The following is an 18,150-nucleotide window of genomic DNA, read 5'->3' as shown; positions in this document are numbered from 1 at the left end:
ATCGACGGACGTCAGCCGGCGAAAATCTTCCAGGTCTTCTTCTGCGTCGCCGCGTCGGCCTCTTCCTGCACCGAGCAGTCGAGACGCAGATCGCTGTCGGACATCGAGATGTCGAGCGCCGCGCAATGATGCACGGTCTTCTTCGACAGCTTGCCCGGCTGGAAGTGAGCGCACGTCAAGCACATGCGCTGCGGCGGCGTCGCACCGGCCACCTGCAGTTCGCGCAGCGTCTTCAGCAGCGCGCGATACAGTGCGCCCTGCTCGTCCGCACCGAGCTTGCCGACCGCTTTCGTCAGGAATTCAGGCCATTGCAGCGCCTTCTTCGCAGCCGTCCGGCCACGGGCCGACAGGCGCACGGCCAGTGCGCGGCCGTCGTCCAGCGCACGGCGCTTCTCGACGAGACCCTTCGTTTCGAGCGTGCTCACCGCATCGCTCGTGGTCGCCGCGGTCAGCTGCGTCTCGCGCGCGATCTCGCCGAGCCGCATCGGGCCCTTGCGCTGCAGCAGCAGCACGAGAATCTCGCCCTGCGTCGGCGTGAGGCCCGCGCCTTCCGCCCAATCCCATGCCTGGCTTCGCATGGCCGTACTCAACCGCAGCAGGCTGTGGGTCACACGTCCCGAAGCCTGATTCCCGTAAACGCCTTCGCTCATAGTCTTTTCGCTTTGCCGCCGCCCGGTTTGCCGAGCGGCCGTAGTGTGGAGATCGAATGTCTATCTCAAAACAGACATGCTCTTGCGAGTATGTCAGCACGGCCGTCGCGAGGGCACACGCGGCGGTCGCGTTCGCGGCGACCGGTAAGACACTCGACGTTCCGGTGTCCGCAAAGCCGACATTCTAAGCGAGAGCGGAAAATCGCACAGCTAAGTTATCCCCTTCATTCTGTGGAAAATCACTGGATAACCAAGATTTTTCGTTGTGCCAGCAATGTCGAACGACCGCCAAACGGTGCGCAAGGGCATTTTCCTGTTCGGATCGGCCATCGGGCCAACCGCAATGATCCACCGGGTTATCCCGTGCACAGATCGTTGACTTTGCAGCGGAATATCCGGTTATCCACAGATTTTCGGGACAACCGGCAACGATTTCGGCGGCAATCGGGGCCGCCGGCCGTTCAGTGAATCGCGACTCGGTCGACCCCGTAATCTGCAAAACATTTTTTCACTCGCGCCAACGTAAGCACTGCTGGCGGACCGTCTCATTGAGCGATTTTTCCTGTTTGAAAACGGTTCTCAACCACGATGCGTCGTTCACGCGCGCCTTCGCGAGCGCGCCGATCTCGTCGAGCGCCGCGCGCGAACCGAGCGCGGCCGCATGCGGCGCGATCCGGTCGAGCGTGTCGAGGATGTCTTCGGCGATCGTGCGGCGCTCACCCGTCTGAGGATTCACGCAGGTGCCCTCGAGCCCGAAGCGGCACGCCTCGAAACGGTTGAACGTGTAGACGAGGTAGTCGTCCTCGGACAGCTTCAGCGGCCGGTCGGTCAGCAGGTAGCGCGCGAGCGTCTGGATGTAGCAGGCGATCGCCGCCGCGCGGTCGACCGACAGCGGCGTGTCCATCACGCGCACCTCGATCGTCCCGTAGCCGGGCTTCGGCCGGATGTCCCAGTAGAAGTCCTTCATCGAGTTGACGACGCCGGTGTTCACCATCTTCGTGAAGTACTCCTCGAAGCTGTCCCAGGTCAGCACGAACGGCGCGCGGCCCGACAGCGGGAACGCGAACACCGAATTCAGGCGTGCCGAATGGAAGCCGGTGTCGACGTTCTGCACGAACGGCGACGACGCGGACAGCGCGATGAAGTGCGGAATGAAGCGCGACATCGAGTGCAGCAGGAACAACGCGCTGTCGGGATCGGGGCAGCCGATGTGCACGTGCTGGCCGAACACGGTGAACTGCTTCGCGAGATAGCCGTACAGCTCGGAGATGTACTGGAAGCGCGGCGCATCGTAGATCTGCCGGTCGCTCCATTGCTGGAACGCATGCGTGCCGCCGCCGGCCAGCCCGACGTTGAGCTGGTCGGCCGCCTTCACGAGCACGTCGCGGATCGCGTGCAGCTCGCTCACCGCCTGCTCGTGCGAATGGCAGATGCCGGTCGACAGCTCGATCATGCTCTCGGTGATTTCCGGCGTGATGTTGCCCGGGAAGGTCTCGCCCTGGATCAGGCGCATCAGGTCGGAGGCCGCTTTGGTCAGGTCGTAGTTGTGCGTGTTGACGACCTGGATCTCCAGTTCGACGCCGAACGTAAACGGCTCGGAATTGACGAAGGTTTCGAGTGCCATGGCAGGTTCCGGAATCAGTTGCCGTCGCTGCGTTCACCGACCGCCGACAGGCAGCGGTACACGATGAACGGGCTGACGAGCTGCAGGATCACGATCGTGCACATCACGATCGCGCGCAGGTGCGGGTCGAAATTCGGATAGAGCTGGTAGGTGTCGTCGACGAGCAGGTACGACAGCGCGGACATCGGCGTGAGCGCGATGCCGAGCGCGACGCCCTGCTTCATGCCGATGCCGCTCGGCTTCGCGAACGCGACGACGCCGGCCAGCTTCGCAACGAGCCGCGTGACGATCAGCACGATCGCGAGCAGCCCGCCGAGTGCGATGTCGCCCCACGTGAACGACGTGAGCGTGAGCACGAACAGGGTCACCGTCAGCAGCCAGCCGGCCGTGCCGAAGTGCTCGGGCCACAGTTGCGGGCGCGCCTCGAGGTTCTTCACGATGATGCCGGCGAGCAGCAGCGTGAGCAGCGTCGACAGCTTCAGCGCCTGGGCGACGGCGATCGCGAGCATCACGAGCCCGAACAACGCGACGAACGAATGCTCGTCGCGCATCGTCGCGGTCATGTGGCGGAACAGATAGTTGCACGAACGCGCGACGACATACGCGACGATGAACGAACCCGCGAGCAGGTAGAGCGGCTGCAGGATCGTCGCGAACACGTTGCCGTACGCTTCCTGGTGGAGCCAGCTCGTCACGAGCTTGGTCAGCACGATCGCATAGACGCTGTTGAGCGCGGTGAGCGTGATGAGGCGTTGCGACACCTGCCCTTCCGCGCGCAGTTCGGTCTTCAGCTGGATCACCATCGACGGCGACGTCGCGATCGCGATCGCCGACAGCACCAGCGCGACCATCCCCGACACCCCGAGCGCGAGCATCACGAACAGCACCAGCACGAACGTCAGCGTGGCTTCGGCGAGGCTCGACGCGACGAGCCATGGATTGCGCCGGATCCAGCGCAGGTCGAGACGGCTGCCGAGCTCGAACAGCAAGAGGCCGAGCGCGACGTCGATCAGCAACCGCGAAGTTTCGTCGGTGCTTGCATCGATCACGCCGAAGCCGAACGACCCGGCGATGAGACCGATCACCGCATAGCCGGTGATGCGAGGCAGACGCCATGCGCGATAGCAAAGCTCGCCACACAGGCCGGCCGCGAACAACGCGAGCCCGGCCCAGAACACGGCATCCGGCGTAAGCGGCCAGTTGGGCAGGAATGAGAACGCCGACTTCATCGTGGTGACTTCTCCTTTGGAAGCGACCGCCAGCGACACGGGGTCAAGCGTCAGAAATGGATGCGCGCCGGCTGGGTATCGCCCCGAATGTGATTGTTGTGTCGACGACGGCGGGACATGGGATCCGCCTTTTCCACCACAGGGCGGAAAGTCGTTCAGGTTGCCGATCTGGATTGTCGGCCTGGTGTGTGAACGGACTGCGCAGTCTCGATGATTCAGATTCGAAATCGTGCCGACCGTTCCATTGAAGCATGTCCGGCGCCTGGCCGGATGAACGCGAAGGAAACCGATTGTGCCACAGCTTTTTCGGTCTGGAACCCATTGAATCGACTCGCGGCGCTGTGCGGCACCGCAGGTCTTTGGTTTCAAAGGTTTACTTGTATATATACGTAGTAGAAGTTAACAAAGGACGCACAGTTCTGTGGATAACTTCGGTTTACGTCGACAGATCAAGGCGTTGCAGAACCCATAACCCGTTGCACAGACTGTTCGTGCACAGAGGTTTGGGTTGAGCAACTTTCGGGCCGCCTCACAGCTGTGCCGAGTTGCCCAGTTTACGTCCACTGTGATTACACACGAAGTGCGCGTGGATTTCGCGCGGTTATCCACAGCGTCGAGTGGATAACCTTGCGCGAAAAAGTCGGGAAGCTGTGAGCGGCTCGGGTGAGCGGTCAGCCGGCCTGGCCGACGCGGCGCGCGCGCAACGCGCGGATCAGGAAGCGTGCAGGGTCGACGGCATCGGCAAGTTCGCGCTCGAGCGGCCAAGGCTCGCCTTCGAGTTGCGACGCGATCAGTTCGGCGCCGAGCGCCGCCCATACGAGGCCGCGCGAGCCGAAGCCGAATGCGCCGTAGAGCCCGGGCATGCGCGGCAGGTCGCGTGCCTGCGCACCGCTCAGCGCGCGGGCATTGGCGATGGCGCCTGCTTCGTCCGCGAGCGGGCCGAGCAGCGGCAGGCGGTCGCCGACGACCCAGCGGAACGCAACGCGGCCGCGTAGTGTGTCGGGATCCGGCAGGTCGCCGATCAGGCCCGGCAGCAGATGTCGTACGCGCTCGATGTTTTCGAGGTGGCCGGCTGCACGCATCGCGGGATCGACGTCGTCGGGTTCGAACGTCGCGCCGATCAGCAGCGTGCCGTCGTCGAGCGGCACCGCGTAACCGTCGCCGATCGTCGGGCACGGCAGCGATGCCGTGCTGCCGGCCGGCAGCAACGTGAGCTGGCCGCGCACCGGTTGCAGCGCGACATGGTGCAGCCCGGCGAGCCGCGCGGCGTCGCCGGCATTCGCGAGCACGACGACGGGCGCTTCTGCCAGCGTGTTGCCCGCATCGTCGAGTGCATGCCATGCGTCGCCCCGCCGTTCGAGCTTGGCAACGCGGGTGGGCGCGAGCAAGCGCACGCGCTCGCCGGCCGCCGCAAATTGGGCCGCGCACAGGCCGGCCGGCCAGACGGCGCCGCCGTGCGGAAACAGCAGGCCGCCCTGCGCGACCGGCAGGTTCAGATGCGCGCGCGCGGCTTCGACGTCGAGCAGCGAGACATAGTCGGACGGCGCACCGAACGCATCGAATGCCTCGCGCATCCGCTCGAAGTCGCCGGCCGATTCGGCGAGATGGATCATCCCGTGCGTGCTGCGCGCGAATGCGTGACCTGCGCGTTCGAGTGCCCGCCAGCGTGCGAGCGCGTGCAGGAAGCCGCCGCGCGTGAGCCGGCTCGCGACGTTGTCGTCACGTGTCATCAGCGGATGGAATACACCGGCCGGATTGCCCGACGCGTCGCTCGCGATCCGGTCGTGCCGCTCGATCAGCGTGATTTCCCAGCCGCGCGCGGCCAGGCGTTCGACGACCGCGCAGCCCGCCAGCCCCGCGCCGATCACGATCGCACGGCGCGTCGCAACGGGCAGTGCGAGCGGCGGCTCGTGCCGGCGCGCGCGCCAGCGTGGCGCATATTCGCCGACGAGCAGATCGTCGACCTCGCGATACGTGAAACCCGATTTGTCGAGGGCGTGTTTCAACGCGTCAGAACTCGCATGCGCTGCAAAGGTGGCGCGTTCTCCGGCGATTTTCGACAGCGCGCGAACCACGTCGGCCGATTGGAGATCCGCGTCGCTCGATGACGCGAAGTGGTCGAGACAGAACGCGTCGGCGCGCGCGACGATCTTCCCCAACATGTCGATCGCATCGCCGAATGCCAGCGTGAGCACCACGCGCCCTTCGTCGAATTCGAGCCGATGAAGGCCCGGCACGCGCATCGGCCACGCGTCGGCAAGGGCATCGACATCCGCCGATATGGTTGTGTCCGCAACGATATGCGAAGCGGCGCGGCGCAGGTCGTCGCGTGAGAACGGATGCGGTTCGACTGCGACGAAATGCAGCCGCTCGCAGCGCGCGGGATCGTCGCGCCAGGCGGCCCAGGCCGCGAGAAAGCTGCCGCCCGCGCCGAATCCGGTCGCCACGATCGTGAACGTGCGACGGCCCTGCCAGCGCGCCGGCAGCCCGTTGCCCGCGACGAACATGCGATGCGCGAGCGCGCCGGATGCGCCGCGATGGAGATCGCCGAACTCGGGCGAGACGAGCGTGCGGTCGTCGCGGCGCGCGAGCGTGGCGGGAACAAGTCGGTCGGTCATGCGAAACAAAAAACGTGGCAGCCAAGCCTGGCAAGGGATTGCGCGGGGCCGTCCGACCGGTCGTTGGAAAAAGCCAACGGCGCGGCGCACGGGCGGACCGCGCTGCGTATCCTGTCCGGTTGGCGCTGGTCAAAAAACGGGCAGTCGATGATTCATTCGGCGAAATACCGATGAAAATCTTTGAAACCCTTGTCGTTATTGGGTTTGCGCTGCGCTATCATAGCAACGCCGTACCGCGGGGTGGCCACCGGCTCACCGGAGGGCGCGTCGCGCGGGCCAGGATTCGGCGCTGTGTCGTCGGAGTCTGACTCTCGACGGCACGGTTCGCGCACGTATAATCGGCGCGTTCGCGCTGTTCGTGTCAACCTAACCTGATAAAGGAACCTTAATGAACAAACAGGAACTGATCGACGCCGTCGCCGCCCAAACGGGCGCCAGCAAGGCTCAAACCGGCGAAACGCTGGACACGCTGCTCGAAGTCATCAAGAAGGCCGTGTCGAAGGGTGATGCGGTTCAGCTGATCGGCTTCGGCAGCTTCGGTTCGGGCAAGCGCGCAGCACGTACGGGCCGCAACCCGAAGACCGGCGAAACCATCAAGATCCCGGCAGCCAAGACGGTCAAGTTCACGGCTGGCAAGGCGTTCAAGGACGCCGTCAACAAGCGTTAAACCAGCGCCTGTTCCAAGAAAAACCCGCCTTTCGGCGGGTTTTTTGTTGGGCGCGCGCAGCATTTTCGCCACAGTCCGCGCCCCTCTTGCAAGATTTAACGGTTGTTTTTACAACGCGTTACGCGTGCACGATCTGCGTGTCGCCGTGATCGTCGTCGTCGTGCGAATCGACATCCCACGCCGGGAACGGATCGTCGAACGCGTGCCATCCGGCCGCGCCGAGCGCGAATTCCGCATCGGTCAGCAGGCACGCATCGAGCTTCTCGCGCCATGCATCCGCGTCGAGCGCGATACCGATCAGCACGAGTTCCTGCCGGCGATCGCCCACTGTGCGATCGTCGATGTCGCCGTGCCATTCGGCGCGGATTTCACCGAGCAGCTCGTCGTCGTCCGGCCATTCGGCGCGATCCTGCGCCGCCCACCAAAGCCCCGCCGGGCCATGTCGGCATACGCCGCCCGCCTGCGACAGCGAACCCGCGATGTCGTTGCGCGTCGCGAGCCAGAAGAAGCCCTTGCTGCGCAGCACGCCCGGCCACTCCTGATGCAGCAGCGCCCAGAGTCGCGCCGGATGAAACGGCCGGCGCGCGCGGTAAACAAAATTGCCGATCCCGAATTCGTCGGCTTCGCCGTGCACGTGCGCATGATGTTCGTCATGGCAGTCGGGGTCGTCGCAATGCGTGTGATCGTGATCGAGCGACGCGAGCCAGCCCGGAGCGTTCGCGGCCTCGTCGAAATCGAAGCGGCCCGTGTTCAGCACTTCGTCGAGCGGCACGTTGCCGAACGTCGACACGACCTGGTGCGCGCGCGGATTGAGTCGCGCGAGGATGTGCTGCAGGCGGGCAAGGTCGTCCGCGGCGACGAGGTCGGCCTTGTTGATCACCAGCACGTCGCAGAATTCGATCTGCTCGATCAGCAGCTCGACGAGCGTGCGGTCGTCCTCTTCCGATGCGGCGATGCCGCGCGTCGCGAGCGCATCGTCCGAGCCGTAGTCGCGCAGGAAGTTGTACGCGTCGACCACGGTGACGAGCGTGTCGAGCCGCGCGATGGTCGACAGCGACGTGCCGTCATCGTCGACGAACGTGAAGGTTTCGGCGATCGGCATCGGCTCCGCGATGCCGGTCGATTCGATCATGATCGCGTCGAAGCGGCCTTCGGATGCGAGCGTGCGGATCTCGACGAGCAGGTCGTCGCGCAGCGTGCAGCAGATGCAGCCGTTCGACATCTCGACGAGGCGCTCCTCGACGTGCGACAGCGCCTGCGCGTCGCGCACGAGCGACGCATCGATGTTGACCGCCGCGAGATCGTTGACGATCACGGCGACTTTCAGGCCCGCGCGGTTCGCGAGGACGTGATTGAGCAGCGTGGTCTTGCCGGCGCCGAGGAAGCCGGACAGCACGGTGACGGGCAACGGCTGGTTCATTGCCGGATTCATAGCGATATGCACCAACGGAAAAATTGAAAAAGCGGCCGCGACGCCCTTCCGGGGCGCGATCGTCCCGCGGACGGGCGAAATTGCGGCGTGAGATCCGCATTGTGCATCAAACGCGCGCCGGCCGGCCGGTACGGCATCAGGCCGCGCTGCGGCGCGGCGTCACTGCACGGGCGGCAGCAGCTTCCACTGCGTCAGGATGCCGGCGATCTGCCGTGCATACTTGTCGCGCAGCGACGGGGTTTCCGAATGATAGGCGCCGACCGCCTGCCACGTGTTGCCGTAACGGTTCATCTTCTGCTTGAGATGCCACGCGGCGATATAGACGTTCTTGCACGGCTCCATCAGCGTGTCGCGGCCGATGCCATAGCGCGACAGCGTCGGCAGGTGGATCGAATTGATCTGCATCAGGCCGTAGTCGACCGAGCCGTTCGTGTTCTTGTTCAGCGCGCCGGGCCGGTTGCGCGATTCCTGCCACGCGATCGCACGCAGGATCAGCGGATTGACCTGCTGATATTTAGCGGCCTCGTCGAAACAGTCCGCGCGAGCGTTCGCGCTGGCGAAATACCCGCCGGCGGCGATCAACACGATCGAAACGAACCGTCTGTTCATGGTGCGAAATCGACAAGAAAATGCGTGAGGGTCGGGAAAACCCGTGCCTGTTATTCGTGCGACGAGAATCGTGCCGCCCGTATCATACCGACAGTCCGTCAGCTTGCGACAGTCAGGAATACGGCCGCCCGGTTATACCGCATTTCCGTGTCGGTTCATCGTGAAACGGGAGCGATGGCCGCATGCCGAGAATAATGCCGAATCTTACAGATTGCATACGGTTCGCCGGATACATGTCGTATGTGAGACAGTCCTCGGATCAATGTGATATTTCGGACATGAAAAACTGCTAATGTCGCCTCTTTCGGACTTGGATCCCAGCACTACCGCCGGAAGTGGCCTGAGCCGGCATCGACCCATTCATCCATGACAAGAAATCGCTTCGTTATGCGGCGTGTCGCCACGACCCTGATCGTCGCCGGCATCATCGTCTCGCAGGCCGCCTACGCTCAGGTCACGCTCAATTTCGTGAATGCGGATATCGACCAGGTCGCCAAGGCGATCGGCGCCGCAACCGGCAAGACCATCATCGTCGACCCTCGTGTGAAGGGGCAGCTCAACCTCGTGGCCGAACGGCCGGTGCCGGAAGACCAGGCGCTGAAGACGCTGCAGTCGGCGTTGCGCATGCAGGGCTTCGCACTCGTGCAGGATCACGGCGTGCTGAAGGTCGTGCCCGAGGCCGACGCGAAGCTGCAAGGCGTGCCGACCTACGTCGGCAATGCGCCGCAGGCGCGCGGCGACCAGGTGATCACGCAGGTGTTCGAGCTGCACAACGAATCGGCGAACAACCTGCTGCCCGTGCTGCGGCCGCTGATCTCGCCGAACAACACGGTCACCGCCTATCCGGCGAACAACACGATCGTCGTGACCGACTACGCGGACAACGTGCGGCGCATCGCGCAGATCATCGCCGGCGTGGACAGCGCCGCGGGCGCGCAGGTGCAGGTCGTTCCGCTGCGCAACGCGAACGCGATCGACCTCGCCGCGCAGCTGCAGAAAATGCTCGACCCGGGCGCGATCGGCAACAGCGACGCGACGCTGAAGGTGTCGGTCACGGCCGACCCGCGCACCAACTCGCTGATGCTGCGCGCGTCGAGCGCGTCGCGCCTCGCGGCCGCGAAGCGCCTCGTGCAGCAGCTCGATGCGCCGAGCGCGGTGCCCGGCAACATGCACGTCGTGCCGCTGCGCAACGCCGATGCGGTGAAGCTCGCGAAGACGCTGCGCGGGATGCTCGGCAAGGGCAGCGGTAGCGACAGCGGCTCGTCGGCGTCGTCCAACGATGCGAACAGCTTCAACCAGAACGGGGGCTCGTCGTCGAGCGGCAACTTCTCGACCGGTACCTCCGGCACCCCGCCGCTGCCGTCGGGCGGCCTCGGCGGCTCGTCTTCGTCGTCTTCATACGGCGGCACGTCCAGCAGCGGCGGGCTCGGCGGCGGCGGCCTGCTTGGCGGCGACAAGGACAAGGGCGACGACAACCAGCCCGGCGGGATGATCCAGGCCGATGCGGCAACCAACTCGCTGATCATCACCGCATCGGATCCGGTTTACCGAAACCTGCGCTCGGTGATCGACCAGCTCGATGCGCGGCGTGCGCAGGTTTATATCGAGGCGCTGATCGTCGAGCTGAATTCGAACACGCAGGGCAACCTCGGCATCCAGTGGCAGGTGGCGAGCGGCCAGTTCCTCGGCGGCACGAACCTGAACCCCACGGCCGGCCTGGGCAACAGCATCGTCAACCTGACGGCGGGCGGTGTGACCAACGCTGCCGGCGGCATCACCGGAGGCGGTCTGGCCGCCAACCTCGGGTCGCTGACCCAAGGGCTCAACATCGGCTGGCTGCACAACATGTTCGGCGTGCAGGGGCTCGGTGCACTGCTGCAGTATTTCGCGGGCGTAAGCGACGCGAACGTGTTGTCGACACCGAACCTGGTCACGCTCGACAACGAGGAAGCGAAGATCGTCGTCGGCCAGAACGTGCCGATCGCGACCGGTTCGTATTCGAACCTGACGAGCGGCAATACGAACAACGCGTTCAATACCTACGATCGCCGCGACGTCGGCCTGACGCTGCACGTGAAGCCGCAGATCACCGACGGCGGGATCCTGAAGCTGCAGCTCTACACCGAGGATTCGGCGGTCGTCGCGGGCACCACGAGCGCGCAGACCGGCCCGACCTTCACGAAGCGCTCGATCCAGTCGACGATCCTGGCCGACAACGGCGAGATCATCGTGCTCGGCGGCCTGATGCAGGACAACTACCAGGTGTCGAACAGCAAGGTGCCGCTGCTCGGCGACATCCCGTGGATCGGCCAGCTGTTCCGTTCCGAATCGAAGGTGCGCGCGAAAACCAACCTGATGGTGTTCCTGCGCCCGGTGATCATCTCCGATCGCAGTACCGCGCAGGAAGTCACGTCCAACCGCTACGACTACATCCAGGGCGTGACGGGCGCGTACAAGTCGGACAACAACGTGATCCGCGACAAGGACGATCCGGTCGTCCCGCCGATGCCGATCGGCCCGAGCCAGGGCGGCACGGCCGCGGGCAACCTGTTCGATCTCGACAAGATGCGTCGCCAGCAGCTGCAGCGCCAGGTGGCGCCGGTGCCGGCCCAGCCGTTGCCGGAAGCGACGCCCGCGCAGCCGCAGAGCGTGCCGCAGCAGGCGGTGCCGCAACAGCCGCTGACGGCCACGCCGGGAGCGTCGCAGTGAGCGACGTGCACGCCTCTTCCGCCCACGACGGCGCGCCGGGCGAACGGCAGCCGCCGTCGCCGCTCGCCGCGCGACTGTTGCCGTACGGCTTCGCGAAGAGCGGCCAGGTGCTGATCGCGCATCAGCTCGACGACACGCTCGAGGTGTGGATCAGCGAACGCACGAGCGACGCCGCGCTCGCGGAAATCGCGCGCAACTTCGGCTCGATCTCCGTGCATCGCGTGCCGGCCGACGAGCTCGCGCAGGCGATCAACCATGCGTACGCACGCCAGGACGGCAGCGCCGCGCAGGTGGTCGGCGAAGTCGAGGGCGAAGTCGACCTGTCGCGGCTGATGCAGGACATCCCCGAAGTCGAGGATCTGCTCGAATCGGAAGACGACGCGCCGATCATCCGGATGATCAACGCGCTGCTCACGCAAGCGGCACGCGAACAGGCGTCGGACATCCACATCGAGCCGTTCGAGAACGCGTCGGTCGTGCGCTTTCGCGTCGACGGCACGCTGCGCGACGTCGTGCGGCCGAAGAAGGCGCTGCACGGCGCGCTGATCTCGCGGATCAAGATCATGGCGCAGCTCGACATCGCCGAGAAGCGCCTGCCGCAGGACGGCCGCATCACGCTGCGCGTCGGCGGGCGGCCGGTCGACGTGCGGGTGTCGACGCTGCCGACCGGGCACGGCGAGCGCGCGGTGCTGCGTCTGCTGGAAAAGGATGCGCAGCGCCTGAACCTCGAGGCGCTCGGGATGGGCCGCGACACGCTCGTGCAGTTCGACAAGCTGATCGCGCGCCCGCACGGCATCGTGCTCGTCACGGGCCCGACGGGTTCGGGCAAGACGACCACGCTGTATGCGTCGATGTCGCGGCTCGAAACCGCGACGACCAACATCATGACCGTCGAGGACCCGATCGAATACGACCTCGGCGGCATCGGCCAGACGCAGGTGAACGAGCGGATCGGGATGACCTTTGCCCGTGCGCTGCGCTCGATCCTGCGTCAGGATCCGGACGTGATCATGATCGGCGAAATCCGCGACCTCGAAACCGCGCAGATCGCGGTGCAGGCGTCGCTGACGGGCCACCTCGTACTCGCGACGCTGCACACGAACGATGCGGCCTCGGCCGTCACGCGGCTGACCGACATGGGCGTCGAGCCCTACCTGCTCGCGTCGTCGCTGCTCGGCGTGCTCGCGCAGCGGCTGGTGCGGCAGCTCTGCCCCGTCTGCAAGGAAGAACGCCAGGAAGAAGGCCGCACCGTGTGGCATCCGGTCGGCTGCGACAAGTGCGGGCATTCGGGGTATTCGGGCCGGCGCGGCGTATACGAACTGCTGCTGGTCGACGAGTCGATCCGCTCGCTGATCCACCGCAACGCGGCCGATGCGGAGATTCTCGCCGCCGGCCGGGCGGAAGGGATGCGCACGCTGCGCGACGACGCCGAGCGCTGGCTCGCGTCCGGCGCGACGTCGCTCGAGGAAGTGCTGCGCGTGACGGGAGGCGCATAGCGCGATGCCGGCATTCCGTTTCGAAGCAATCGATTCGGCGGGACGCGCGCAAAAAGGCGTCATCGATGCCGACAGCGCACGTGCCGCGCGCGGGCAACTGCGTACGCAGGGGCTCACGCCGCTCGTCGTCGAGCCGGCCGCCAGCGCGACGCGCGGGGCGCGCTCGCAGCGGCTCGCGTTCGGCCGCAAGCTGTCGCAGCGCGAACAGGCGATCCTCACGCGCCAGCTCGCGAGTCTCCTGATCGCCGGGCTGCCGCTCGACGAGGCGCTCGGCGTGCTGACCGAGCAGGCCGAGCGCGACTACATCCGCGAACTGATGGCCGCGATCCGCGCCGAGGTGCTCGGCGGCCATTCGCTCGCGAATGCGCTGGGCCAGCATCCGCGCGACTTCCCGGAAATCTACCGCGCGCTCGTCGCCGCCGGCGAGCACACCGGCAAGCTCGGCATCGTGCTGTCGCGCCTGGCCGACTACATCGAGCAGAGCAACGCGCTGAAGCAGAAGATCCTGCTGGCGTTCACGTATCCGGGGATCGTCACGCTGATCGCATTCGGCATCGTCACGTTCCTGCTGAGCTACGTCGTGCCGCAGGTCGTCAACGTGTTCGCGAGCACGAAGCAGCAGCTGCCCGTGCTGACGATCGTGATGATGGCGCTGTCGGATTTCGTGCGCCACTGGTGGTGGGCGATCCTGATCGCCGTCGTGCTCGTCGTGTGGTTCGTGAAGGCGACGCTGTCGCGCGACGGGCCGCGCCTCGCATTCGACCGCTGGGTGCTCACCGCGCCGCTCGCGGGCAAGCTCGTGCGCGGCTACAACACGGTGCGCTTCGCGAGCACGCTCGGCATCCTCACCGCGGCGGGCGTGCCGATCCTGCGCGCGTTGCAGGCGGCCGGCGAGACGCTGTCGAACCGCGCGATGCGCGCGAACATCGACGACGCGATCGTGCGTGTGCGCGAAGGCTCCGCGCTGTCGCGCGCGCTGAACAACGTGAAGACGTTTCCGCCGGTGCTCGTGCACCTGATCCGTTCCGGTGAAGCGACGGGTGACGTGACGACGATGCTGGATCGCGCGGCCGAAGGTGAAGCGCGCGAGCTCGAGCGTCGCACGATGTTCCTGACGAGCCTGCTCGAGCCGCTGCTGATCCTGGCGATGGGCGGCATCGTGCTCGTGATCGTGCTGGCCGTGATGCTGCCGATCATCGAGCTGAACAACATGGTGCAGTGACGGCCTGACCGCGGGTCGGGCCGTCGCCTTCGGCTTCAGCGCACGTAGATCGCCGGGGACGGCGTGTTGGCGGGCAGCTGGACTTCGGTGCGGGCGCCGTTGCGCTCGACGATGATCGAGCGGGGGCGGACTTCGGCGAGCTTCGCGCCGGACGTGACGTCCGCGCCGAGCGACACGGCACGCGGCGGTTCGCCACCGACACCGATGATCGCGGCGCCGCCGTGGTCGAGCGCGAGGATGCCGAACAGGTGGATGTCCTGCACGGCATTCTTGTCGAGCTGACCGCCGAAGAGCGCCGCGGCGTCCTCGGTGCGGATCGGCAGCCGCGCGGCGGCGGCGGGCAGCGGCGCTTCGCGGGCGGACAGCGTGACGACCCAGTAGGTGGCCGTCGCGCACAAACCCGCGAAGAGGGCTAGGGAGAGGATCCGGATCGAGAGCGCGTTCATGCGCGCTATTGTACGGATGTATATGAAATTTGCGTTGGGTGAAAGCCCTCGGCAATGCGCGCCTTACAATGCGTGCTCCGCGCCCGCGGGTTCGGAAGGTTGCCGTCAGGCAATCGTCCGGTGCGCCGGGTGCGTCACCCGACCAACGACATTTTTTGGAAAGAGGTAGTCAGTCATGCAAACGTGGATCACTCGCCGCAACGCGGCCGTGCGTCGCCAGCGCGGTTTCACGCTGATCGAGATCATGGTGGTGGTCGCGATCCTCGGGATCCTGGCGGCGCTCATCGTGCCGAAGATCATGAGCCGCCCGGACGAGGCACGCCGCATCGCCGCGAAGCAGGACATCGGCACGATCATGCAGGCGCTCAAGCTGTACCGTCTCGACAACGGCCGCTACCCGACCCAGGATCAGGGCCTGAACGCGCTGATCCAGAAGCCGTCCACCGATCCGATCCCGAACAACTGGAAGGACGGCGGCTATCTCGAGCGCCTGCCGAACGATCCGTGGGGTAACGGCTACAAGTACCTGAACCCGGGCGTGCACGGCGAGATCGACGTGTTCAGCTACGGCGCCGACGGCAAGGAAGGCGGCGAAGGCAACGACACCGACATCGGTTCGTGGCAATAAGCGCTCACTGACCGGCCCGACGCTTCGTCCCCTTCTTCATGCTCGCCACTCGCACGACCTTCCGCTGCGGCCGCGATCGCCGTGTGCGTCGCGGCGCGGCTTCGTCCGCACCGGTGCATGCCGACGGCGGGCAGGCGTTGCATGAGGCGCGGCGTCATCGCGCGCGCGGCTTCACGCTGCTCGAAATGCTGGTCGTGCTCGTGATCGCGGGGTTGCTCGTGTCGCTCGCGTCGCTGTCGCTCACGCGCAATCCGCGCACCGACCTGCGCGAGGAAGCGCAGCGCATCGCGCTGCTGTTCGAGACGGCCGGCGACGAAGCGCAGGTGCGTGCCCGGCCGATCGCGTGGCAGCCGACCGCGCACGGCTTCCGTTTCGACGTGAGCTCGCCCGACGGCTGGCGCACGCTGCGCGACGACCTGCTGCGCCCGCGCGACTGGGACGGTGGCGTCACGGGCGCCGACATCGATTATCCGGGGTCCGACACGCATGCGAACCGCGTCGTGTTCGGCACCGAGAGCATCGACACGCCGGTGCGCGTGACGCTGCATTCGGCGGTCGGCAGCGCGACGATCGTCGGCACCGGCAACGGCCGCTACGAGGTGCAATGACGATGCGTCGTCGCCTGCCCTCTTCCGTTTCTTCATCGCGCGGTTTCACGATGATCGAGGTGCTGGTCGCACTCGCGATCATCGCGGTCGCGCTCGCCGCATCGATCCGCGCGGTCGGCACGATGGCGACCAACGCGTCCGACCTTCATCGCCGCCTGCTCGCCGGCTGGAGCGCCGACAACGCGCTCGCGCAGATGCGGCTCACGCACGCGTGGCCGGAGATCGGCGAACAGAGTTTCGACTGCTCGCAAGGCAACGTGCAGCTCGTCTGCACGCAGCGCGTGAGCACCACGCCCAACCCGGTGTTCCGGCGCGTGCGGATTTCGGTGAGCATGCCCGGGCACACCGGCGTGCTCGCGCAAATGGTGACGGTGGTCGCGAATGAAACCAGCCGTCCGCTCTGACGCGCCGATGCGACGCCCGCTCGCCCGCCCCGCCCGCGGCTTCACGCTGATCGAGCTGATGATCGCGATCGCGATCCTCGCGGTGGTCGCGATCCTCGCGTGGCGCGGGCTCGACCAGATCATGCGCGGTCGCGACAAGGTCGCGGCCGCGATGGAAGACGAGCGCGTGTTCGCGCAGATGTTCGACCAGATGCGCATCGACGCGCGGCTCGCCGCGACCGACGACGAAGCCGGCCAGCCGGCGATCGGCGTCGCCGGCAATACGCTGCAGATCGTCCGCGAACTCGAGGTGCCGGGCGTGGCGCCGCGGCTGCAGGTGGTGCGCTACCGGATCGCCGGCGGGCGCGTCGTGCGCTATGCATCGCCGCCGATCGACGACGCGAACCGGCTGCGCAACATGCTGAAGGACAGCAGCGTCGAAGGCTGGAGCTGGGTCGCGCTGATGGGCGGCGTCGGCGCGATCGACGCGAAGCTGTATGTGCCGCGCGTGGGCTGGACCACCAACCTGCAGACGGCCAACGACGCGCTCGCGCAGAACAACGATGCGCTCAAGGTGCCGCAGATCGGCAACGCGCCGCCCGCCCGCGCGGTGACGGGGCTGCAGGTCAGCATCGGCGCGACGTCGCTGCGCGTGCCGGTCACGCGCATCTTCCTCGTCGGGGAATGACGATGCGCGCGCGCCCTCTCCGCTCATTATTGGTTGCCCGTGCCGCCGGTCACGCACGGGCACGCGGCCGCCAGCGCGGCGCGGCGATCATCACCGCGCTGCTGGTCGTCGCGCTGTCGGCGATCCTCGTCTCGGGGATGCTGTGGCGCCAGCAGGTGCAGATCCGCCGGATCGAGAACCAGCGCGTGATCGCGCAGGCGCAGTGGGTCGCGCGCGGCGCGCTCGACTGGACCCGGATGATCCTGCGTTCCGAAGGCGATACGGCGCCCGGCATCACGTATCTCGGCGGCATCTGGGGCGTGCCGATCGCGAAGACGAAGCTGTCGGACTTCCTCGGCCGGATCGGTGCGCCCAACGACGCCGGCGGCGAAGACACCTATCTCTCCGGCTCGATCGAGGACGCGCAGGCGAAGTTCAACCTGCGCAACCTCGTGGCGTCGCCGGCGCCCGGCGTGCTGCAGTTGAACGTCACGCAGGTCCAGGCGTTCCAGCGCCTGCTGACGACGCTCGGCTACGACGGCGCGTTCGCGAAGCGCATCGCGCTGCAGGTGCGCGCGAGCCTGCTGAATTCGGCGACGCGTTTCCAGATGCCGACGCTGCCGGGCGGCGGCACGGCGCCGCCGGTCACCGCGCCGGTGACGACCGATCAGCAAGGCGGCGGCGGCTTCACCGACGATCCCGGCATGACGGGCGGCGATCGCGGGCCCGCGCCGCTGATGATGACGGGCGTCGACAGCCTGCTCGACGTCGACGGCGTGACGCCCGAGATGGTCGCGCGGTTGCGCCCGTTCGTCACCGTGCTGCCGACTACCACGCCCGTGAACATGAACACCGCGCCGGCCGAAGTGATCGCGGCGCTGATGCCGGGGATGAGCGTGTCGTCCGCGCAGGCGCTCGTGTCGCGCCGCGAGACCGTGTTTTTCCGCAACGTCGGTGACGTGCAGCTCGCGCTGCGCGGCGCCGGTGCGCCGAACGTGACGCTCGACTCGAGCGTCATCGACGTCAATTCGAGCTATTTCATCGTGCATGGCCGGATCCAGCATGACCGGGCGGAGGTTGATCGCACCTCGCTCGTGTATCGTGATCCGACCACGCACTCGACACGGGTCGTGCGCATTCGCGACCAGCTATAACGACGCCA

General features: G+C 66.4%; 16 protein-coding genes. 9 read left to right on the top strand and 7 right to left on the bottom strand.

The features are described from left to right. Positions 1 to 11: 11 nt before the first annotated feature. The 4 genes from CFB39_RS00300 to mnmC all read right to left on the bottom strand — a co-directional run bounded on the left by CFB39_RS00300 (position 12) and on the right by mnmC (position 6,121). Positions 12 to 650, bottom strand: a complete 639-nt coding sequence (locus CFB39_RS00300) for a MarR family winged helix-turn-helix transcriptional regulator (RefSeq protein ID WP_027788730.1) — start codon at positions 648 to 650, stop codon at positions 12 to 14. A gap of 508 nt (positions 651 to 1,158) precedes the next feature. Continuing rightward, complete coding sequence (locus CFB39_RS00295) at positions 1,159 to 2,274, bottom strand: YbdK family carboxylate-amine ligase (protein WP_006490006.1); 1,116 nt, start codon at positions 2,272 to 2,274, stop codon at positions 1,159 to 1,161. A 14-nt stretch (positions 2,275 to 2,288) separates the two neighbouring features. After that, positions 2,289 to 3,503, bottom strand: a complete 1,215-nt coding sequence (locus CFB39_RS00290; RefSeq protein ID WP_089424132.1) for a cation:proton antiporter — start codon at positions 3,501 to 3,503, stop codon at positions 2,289 to 2,291. Positions 3,504 to 4,174: 671 nt separating this feature from the next. Further along, the gene (gene mnmC, locus CFB39_RS00280) at positions 4,175 to 6,121 is read right to left on the bottom strand and encodes a bifunctional tRNA (5-methylaminomethyl-2-thiouridine)(34)-methyltransferase MnmD/FAD-dependent 5-carboxymethylaminomethyl-2-thiouridine(34) oxidoreductase MnmC (RefSeq protein ID WP_089471865.1); all 1,947 of its coding nucleotides are present in this window, start codon (positions 6,119 to 6,121) and stop codon (positions 4,175 to 4,177) included. A 388-nt stretch (positions 6,122 to 6,509) separates the two neighbouring features. On the opposite strand from mnmC, the gene CFB39_RS00275 reads away from it, so the two are divergent. Next, positions 6,510 to 6,788 carry an HU family DNA-binding protein gene (locus CFB39_RS00275; protein WP_006401505.1) on the top strand — a complete coding sequence of 93 codons (279 nt, stop codon included), beginning with the start codon at positions 6,510 to 6,512 and terminating at the stop codon, positions 6,786 to 6,788. Between the two features lie 118 nt (positions 6,789 to 6,906). Here the strand turns inward: CFB39_RS00275 and CFB39_RS00270 are convergent, their stop codons facing one another. Together CFB39_RS00270 and CFB39_RS00265 are read right to left on the bottom strand one after the other, a co-directional pair. After that, the gene (locus CFB39_RS00270) at positions 6,907 to 8,220 is read right to left on the bottom strand and encodes a GTP-binding protein (protein WP_089424129.1); all 1,314 of its coding nucleotides are present in this window, start codon (positions 8,218 to 8,220) and stop codon (positions 6,907 to 6,909) included. 159 nt (positions 8,221 to 8,379) lie between these two features. Then, on the bottom strand, positions 8,380 to 8,829 hold the full coding sequence (locus tag CFB39_RS00265; RefSeq protein WP_069246751.1) for a lytic transglycosylase domain-containing protein: 450 nt from the start codon (positions 8,827 to 8,829) through the stop codon (positions 8,380 to 8,382). Between the two features lie 366 nt (positions 8,830 to 9,195). Between CFB39_RS00265 and gspD the strand changes: the two genes are divergently transcribed. Genes gspD through gspF form a run of 3 tightly spaced genes read left to right on the top strand, consistent with a single transcriptional unit; the run spans position 9,196 to position 14,256 of the window. Then, positions 9,196 to 11,538 (top strand): type II secretion system secretin GspD, encoded by a 2,343-nt coding sequence (gene gspD, locus CFB39_RS00260; RefSeq protein WP_089471864.1) that lies wholly within the window; start codon positions 9,196 to 9,198, stop codon positions 11,536 to 11,538. Further along, complete coding sequence (gene gspE / locus CFB39_RS00255) at positions 11,535 to 13,034, top strand: type II secretion system ATPase GspE (RefSeq protein ID WP_069246749.1); 1,500 nt, start codon at positions 11,535 to 11,537, stop codon at positions 13,032 to 13,034. The genes gspD and gspE overlap by 4 nt, the downstream gene beginning before the upstream one ends. 4 nt (positions 13,035 to 13,038) lie before the next feature. Then, a complete protein-coding gene (gspF, locus tag CFB39_RS00250) occupies positions 13,039 to 14,256 on the top strand; it encodes a type II secretion system inner membrane protein GspF (protein ID WP_069246748.1) in 1,218 nt (405 codons plus the stop codon). Positions 14,257 to 14,291: 35 nt separating this feature from the next. Here gspF and CFB39_RS00245 read toward each other — a convergent pair whose 3' ends face one another. Further along, complete coding sequence (locus tag CFB39_RS00245) at positions 14,292 to 14,702, bottom strand: type II secretion system protein N (RefSeq protein WP_039351532.1); 411 nt, start codon at positions 14,700 to 14,702, stop codon at positions 14,292 to 14,294. 175 nt (positions 14,703 to 14,877) lie between these two features. Between CFB39_RS00245 and gspG the strand changes: the two genes are divergently transcribed. The 5 genes from gspG to gspK are packed head-to-tail and all read left to right on the top strand — an operon-like array spanning position 14,878 to position 18,142. Beyond that, positions 14,878 to 15,330 carry a type II secretion system major pseudopilin GspG gene (gene gspG / locus CFB39_RS00240; RefSeq protein ID WP_011350483.1) on the top strand — a complete coding sequence of 151 codons (453 nt, stop codon included), beginning with the start codon at positions 14,878 to 14,880 and terminating at the stop codon, positions 15,328 to 15,330. A gap of 38 nt (positions 15,331 to 15,368) precedes the next feature. After that, entirely contained in the window at positions 15,369 to 15,938 is a 570-nt protein-coding gene (locus CFB39_RS00235; RefSeq protein ID WP_089471863.1) for a GspH/FimT family pseudopilin, read from the top strand. A gap of 2 nt (positions 15,939 to 15,940) precedes the next feature. Next, positions 15,941 to 16,342, top strand: coding sequence for a type II secretion system minor pseudopilin GspI (gspI, locus tag CFB39_RS00230; RefSeq protein ID WP_046550081.1), 402 nt, complete (start codon positions 15,941 to 15,943; stop codon positions 16,340 to 16,342). Between the two features lie 7 nt (positions 16,343 to 16,349). Next, positions 16,350 to 17,009, top strand: a complete 660-nt coding sequence (locus CFB39_RS00225; protein ID WP_039351910.1) for a type II secretion system protein J — start codon at positions 16,350 to 16,352, stop codon at positions 17,007 to 17,009. A 2-nt stretch (positions 17,010 to 17,011) separates the two neighbouring features. Next, positions 17,012 to 18,142 (top strand): type II secretion system minor pseudopilin GspK, encoded by a 1,131-nt coding sequence (gene gspK, locus CFB39_RS00220; RefSeq protein WP_089471862.1) that lies wholly within the window; start codon positions 17,012 to 17,014, stop codon positions 18,140 to 18,142. The last annotated feature ends 8 nt before the right edge of the window (positions 18,143 to 18,150 follow it).

The sequence above is a fragment of the Burkholderia sp. AU6039 genome (genome assembly GCF_002223365.1).
Taxonomy (GTDB): Bacteria; Pseudomonadota; Gammaproteobacteria; order Burkholderiales; family Burkholderiaceae; genus Burkholderia.
This window is presented reverse-complemented; position numbering and strand designations above follow the sequence as displayed.